Source organism: Photobacterium sp. MCCC 1A19761 (assembly GCF_037389125.1).
In the GTDB taxonomy this organism is placed as follows: domain Bacteria; phylum Pseudomonadota; class Gammaproteobacteria; order Enterobacterales; family Vibrionaceae; genus Photobacterium.
Map to the genome: position 1 here is coordinate 1 of NZ_JAZGTF010000047.1, position 4,993 is coordinate 4,993.

The window sequence follows — 4,993 nt, forward strand, 5'->3', positions numbered from 1 at the left end:
GCGCAAAAGCTGGGATGATGTTTGGCGGATTGTCGGACGTCATAAAGGCACACGCGACGATCTTATTCGCCAGTTCTTAGGCATGGTCTGTAACGCCCAGCAGTGGGCCTTCCATGACGAGTATTTGACCTGGCTCCAGCGCGAGCCCAGCCAGGACGATGAGGCATTTCTGGTGCTCGATGAGTCCGGTGAAAATCCACCGTCGTTTTCGGCTGAACTGTATCAGGCAGCCCACACCAGTTGGCAAGCCGAGGAGCCGGTGAAGCCGGACAAGATCGACATCCAGCAGTGGCTCTATGAGCACTATGCAGTGCTGCGTGAGGCGGCGTACCCGGCTAAGGAAAAGCAGCTGGAGATGCAGTTTGACGATCTGCGGGACGGCACCACCACCTGGGTCGAGTCGATCGAGGCGGTCAAGGCGCAGTACCCGAAACCCCCCGCCTGAGTTCCTCGCAAATAGCCCCATTTTAGCCCCATTAGGTAGTTATGAGTTTATAAGTGGCTGATTAATATGACTAAAGGTGCCCTTGTACTGGATATGTTCGAGACTTGGTACAAGATGGCAAGCCTGATCCAATCTGGCCTGGATCTGAACCCAATTATCACCCATCACTTCAAGGTTGATGACTTCCAGAAAGGCTTCGACGCCATGCGTAGCGGGCTTTCCGGCAAGGTTATCCTTGACTGGGAATAAGATTGAGAGCGCTCCGAAAGGGGCGCTTTTTCGTTTTGACTGTGCTGTATGCATAAACAGTAAAATGGAAGTTGGGGCGGTATTTAGCCCCAAAAAAAGCCCCAATTTAGCCCCAAGGCGGGTTACAAAAAAGCCCCAAGGATTTTTGGGGCGTTTTCACTTGGATTGATACACACACTGCCAAACACGTTGGCGGGTACAGTTCGAGTGATCCCACTCCTGCCTCCCTTCAAATTCCTTTCAGACTCAAGCTTGTCAGCAGGGATCCTTCCACTCCATTTCATCTCTCATCATTTCTGCCAGCCAGCTGTCGATGCTGAATCGTCCGCACATCCTGCTTACCTTTTCATCTGTTGATCCATTGAAGTGACAGAGCGCTTGCAAAACGCCCCGGTAGCGTTGAAAATAATACTGTATAAATAACCAGTATTTTGCGATATGAACGTCATCCCAATTTGTGCAAGTGCCGGGATCACAGGCTTTGAGAGCCCGGCCGCCGATTACCTCCAGTTACCCCTCAGCCTGGATGAACTCCTGGTTGAACATCCCAGTGCCACCTTTATCGGGCGGGCACAGGGGCGCTCAATGGAAGGTGTTGGGATATTCGATGGCGATATCCTGATTGTAGATCGCCATGTCTCGGTGACAGACCACGATGTCATCGTCGCCAATTTCAATGGAGAATTCGTTTGTAAGATCATCGATGTCCGGCAGCGGCGGTTACTCTCTGCAACCACTGGATATCCGCCGATCTGGATCGGTGGCGATGATCCGTTTTCTGTCGAAGGCGTGGTGGTTCGCTCGATACGCTGCCACCGGGCCAGCCGGTTACTGGAGGCCTGATGTTTGCCCTGGTTGATGCCAACAGCTTCTATTGCTCTGCCGAGCAGGTTTACCGGCCGGACTGGCGCGGCAGGCCGATCATTGTGCTCAGCAATAATGACGGCTGTATCGTGGCCGCAAACCGCCAGGCGCGCGAAGCCGGCATTGAAAAATTCAAGCCGTACTTTGAAGTGAAGGGACAGTGTAAAGCCAAAGGGGTGATTGTCTGCTCGTCCAACTACGAGCTCTATGGTGACTTGTCCGCCAAGATGATGGAGGTGATCGGTCGCTTTGCGCCGGAGCAACATATCTACTCCATTGATGAATCCTTTCTTTCCTTTCAGCGCTGCAGTCAGGCGATCCCGGATTTCACGGCGCACGGCAGCTTGCTGAGACGGACGGTATGGAAAGAGTGTCGACTGCCTGTCTGTGTCGGCATGGGGCCGACGCTGACGCTGGCCAAAGTGGCGAATCACGCGGCCAAGAAAATTCCCGGTTACCAGGGCGTTTGTGTGTTGGATGAGAGTAGGGCATGGCGCCCGGTACTGGCGCAGATGACGACCCGAGATATATGGGGGATCGGTGGGCGCATTGCCAGGCGGTTATCGCTGGTGGGGATTGAAACCGCGTTGCAGCTGGCCGATATGCCGCCTGGTCTCGCGAGAAAGCAGTTTAATGTCGAACTGGAGCGGACTGTTCGAGAGCTCAACGGCCAGCCCTGCAAAGTCTGGGATGAAGCCAGGGCAGACAAGAAACAGATCTTCTCAACTCGCAGTATGGGTCAGCGGATCACGTCCCTGACCGAACTGGAGCAGGCACTGTGCAAGCATGCAGGTATTGCGGCCGCCAAGGCGCGCCGACAACAATCACTGTGCCGGCAGATCCTCATTTTTGCCGGGAACTCGCCGTACGACGAAGCGCCCGTGAGCAGACGTTTCCAGTATCGGTTTGCCTATCCGACAGATGACACCCGGCAGCTGACCCAAATCGCATCCCAAGCCGCTAAATCACTCTTTATCCCGGGTGTGCGCTATTACAAGGTGGGCGTCGGGTTAATCGACCTGGAAGATGCCCGCCATGCCCAGCATGACTTGTTTGACACCTCCCCAGCAGATCCTACGTTGATGAAAGCTTTCGACAGTATTAACGGAAAGTTTGGTTCAGACACCGTGTTCATGGCCGCGCAGGGGATCACCCCAAAATGGGCGATGCGCCGTGAGTTTCTGTCTCCACAGTACACCACCAAGTGGCGGGATTTACCGGTTATCAAATGTGGCTAGGTCGCTTCATAGCCAAGCAATTTATGCAACCTGTTTGACTCAGATAACAATCCTGCCATTTTTGTTGTGCTAGCATCGCAAGCTAAGTATTAGTTTGCTCAAAGGAGGGAATACATTGGCTAGGCGAGGAAGTGGTTTAAGAACGGCGATAAAGGTTGTTAAGGCGATAGATAGAGCCAGTAAGCAAGCCGCTCGTGAAGCACAACGCAGAGAGAAAGCTCGGCAACGTGCTGAAGCTCAAGCACTTAGAGAGCATGAAAGGTCAGTGCGTGAAGCTCAGCGAGAGTTAAATCGGCAAGTAAGACAGAAAAAATCCGCGGCAAAGCAAGCGTTTAAAAATGCGTTGGCAGGTGCAAGTGAAGAGTATCAAGAGCGCTGCGAGGAACGAGCAGCCCTTAGAAAGCAATTCATACAAGAGGTTTTAAGGTAAAAAATGGATAATAACATACTGATGTTAGCAGGCATCTCTTTAGTAGCAGTCTTGCTGACCTACATATTGACGAAACGAGCAGCGAATAAAAAAGTTGGACAGTATAAATCTATCGAGGAAGCATTAGCCAAAGCCAAGCAAGAGCACAAGGCATTAAAGGGAACTAATGAGTCACTACAACAAGCAACAGAGATAGCAAAGCAAGAGCTTTCCACAATTAACGCTGAAACTGCCGAACTTCAAGCTCTGAAAGGGCAAGATGACTCGCTGAAACTTAGCATTCAAGAGCAGCAAGAAAATCTTGAGACAGCAAAGAATACTCTAAATGAACTTCATTCCAATATTGAAAAAGGCGAACTAGATCTTGAAGAACTGATGGGTGAGATAGACTTGTATTCACGACTCGATGAATACACTGCTCATGGCCACTTTGAAATTCCGCAATACCTTTATGAAACGTCCACTCGATATGCTGAAGAGATCAAAGATATCAGGCAGCAGCAGAAAGATATGATTAAAGATAAGACTGCAATTACTTTCCCAGAAAAAACAGTTATTTCTAATGATAAGTCTTTCAATAATAAAATACTGAATGGTCAAGTGAAGTTGATGCTCACTGCATTCAATATTGAATGTGACCTACTTATAGGCAAGGTATCTCCAAGCTCATTTGGTCGCACACTGGAACGAATCGAGAAACTAGCAAACAATCTAGAAAAGTCGGCAGCGACACTTGAGTGTGGTTTTGACATCGACTACATCGAACTCAAATTCGAAGAATGTAAGCTTCAGTATCAATATACTCTGAAGAAGCAGGAAGAAATTGCCGAACAGAAGCTTATCAAAGAGCAAATTCGTGAAGAGCAGAGAGCGCTAAAAGAGTTTGAAAAAGCTATTGCTGAAGCTGAGAAAGAAGAAAAGATGTATCGAAACCTGCTTGATAAAGCCCAGCAAGAACTTGCTAAAGCGACTGAACAAGAACGTAGTGAAATGGAACAAAGAATAGCCATTCTAGAGCAGCAGTTAGCTGAAGCGGAAGCCAAAGAAGAGCGTGCTAAGAGTATGGCTGAACAAACTCGTAAAGGTCATGTGTACGTGATAAGTAACATTGGCTCCTTTGGTGAAGATGTTTACAAGATCGGTTTGACTCGTAGGCTAGAACCTATGGACAGGGTTAAAGAACTTGGTGACGCCAGCGTACCATTTCCATTTGACGTACATGCCATGATTTATACTGATGATGCACCTTCACTCGAAACAGCATTGCACCGTGAATTCCACTCTCAACGTGTTAACGCAGTCAACCTTCGTAAGGAATTCTTTAATGTCGATCTGGATGAGATTAAAGAGGCTGTCGAAAAGATTGCTGGAATAGAGGCTGAGTTCAAAATGACCGCTCTAGCGGAAGACTATTATGAGAGCCTTCGTCTTAGTGATGCAGCATGAATTAGTCTGAATGCAATCTGTCAGTTTCGTTACCTCGATGAGACAAGATCTGACAGGTTGCCCTAACTCGGCTCTGCCCCTTTTTTTTCTAATCATTCTCAGCCGAGTGGGTCTTCAAAGCTCATGAATGACTTACACGAGTTGATCTGTACTTATAAACAGTTATAAGTGAGAACCACCATTTTTTGATATCTCGGGGGCTTTGTTGATCAAATCAGGGAAAACAACAGATCTACCCAATTTAAGCCATGTTTTAGCTAACTTTACGAGTTACGGGCATGCCGAGCCCTGTTAACTTGTTCAACGCACGGACGGCAGCAA

Annotated in this window: 4 protein-coding genes and 1 pseudogene; all 5 read left to right on the top strand. The window is 48.9% G+C overall.

Features of this window, described 5'->3' with window-relative positions:
* Positions 1–445: hypothetical protein (locus VV869_RS23865; RefSeq protein ID WP_337737451.1), on the top strand; the 445-nt coding region annotated here is incomplete at its 5' end.
* A gap of 90 nt (positions 446–535) precedes the next feature.
* A pseudogene (locus VV869_RS23870) lies at positions 536–694 on the top strand (L-threonine 3-dehydrogenase); the annotation flags it as partial.
* Positions 695–1,132: 438 nt separating this feature from the next.
* Positions 1,133–1,537 (top strand): LexA family protein, encoded by a 405-nt coding sequence (locus VV869_RS23875; RefSeq protein ID WP_337737452.1) that lies wholly within the window; start codon positions 1,133–1,135, stop codon positions 1,535–1,537.
* Positions 1,537–2,796, top strand: coding sequence for a Y-family DNA polymerase (locus VV869_RS23880; protein ID WP_337737453.1), 1,260 nt, complete (start codon positions 1,537–1,539; stop codon positions 2,794–2,796). The genes VV869_RS23875 and VV869_RS23880 overlap by 1 nt, the downstream gene beginning before the upstream one ends.
* 433 nt (positions 2,797–3,229) lie before the next feature.
* Complete coding sequence (locus tag VV869_RS23885; protein WP_337737454.1) at positions 3,230–4,672, top strand: DUF4041 domain-containing protein; 1,443 nt, start codon at positions 3,230–3,232, stop codon at positions 4,670–4,672.
* The last annotated feature ends 321 nt before the right edge of the window (positions 4,673–4,993 follow it).

What these genes read in the sequence shown, in the direction of transcription:
- VV869_RS23880 (WP_337737453.1), top strand. Translation starts at nt 1,537, where the DNA reads ATGTTTGCCCTGGTTGATGCCAACAGCTTCTATTGCTCTGCCGAGCAG.
- VV869_RS23875 (WP_337737452.1), top strand. Translation starts at nt 1,133, where the DNA reads ATGAACGTCATCCCAATTTGTGCAAGTGCCGGGATCACAGGCTTTGAG.
- VV869_RS23885 (WP_337737454.1), top strand. Translation starts at nt 3,230, where the DNA reads ATGGATAATAACATACTGATGTTAGCAGGCATCTCTTTAGTAGCAGTC.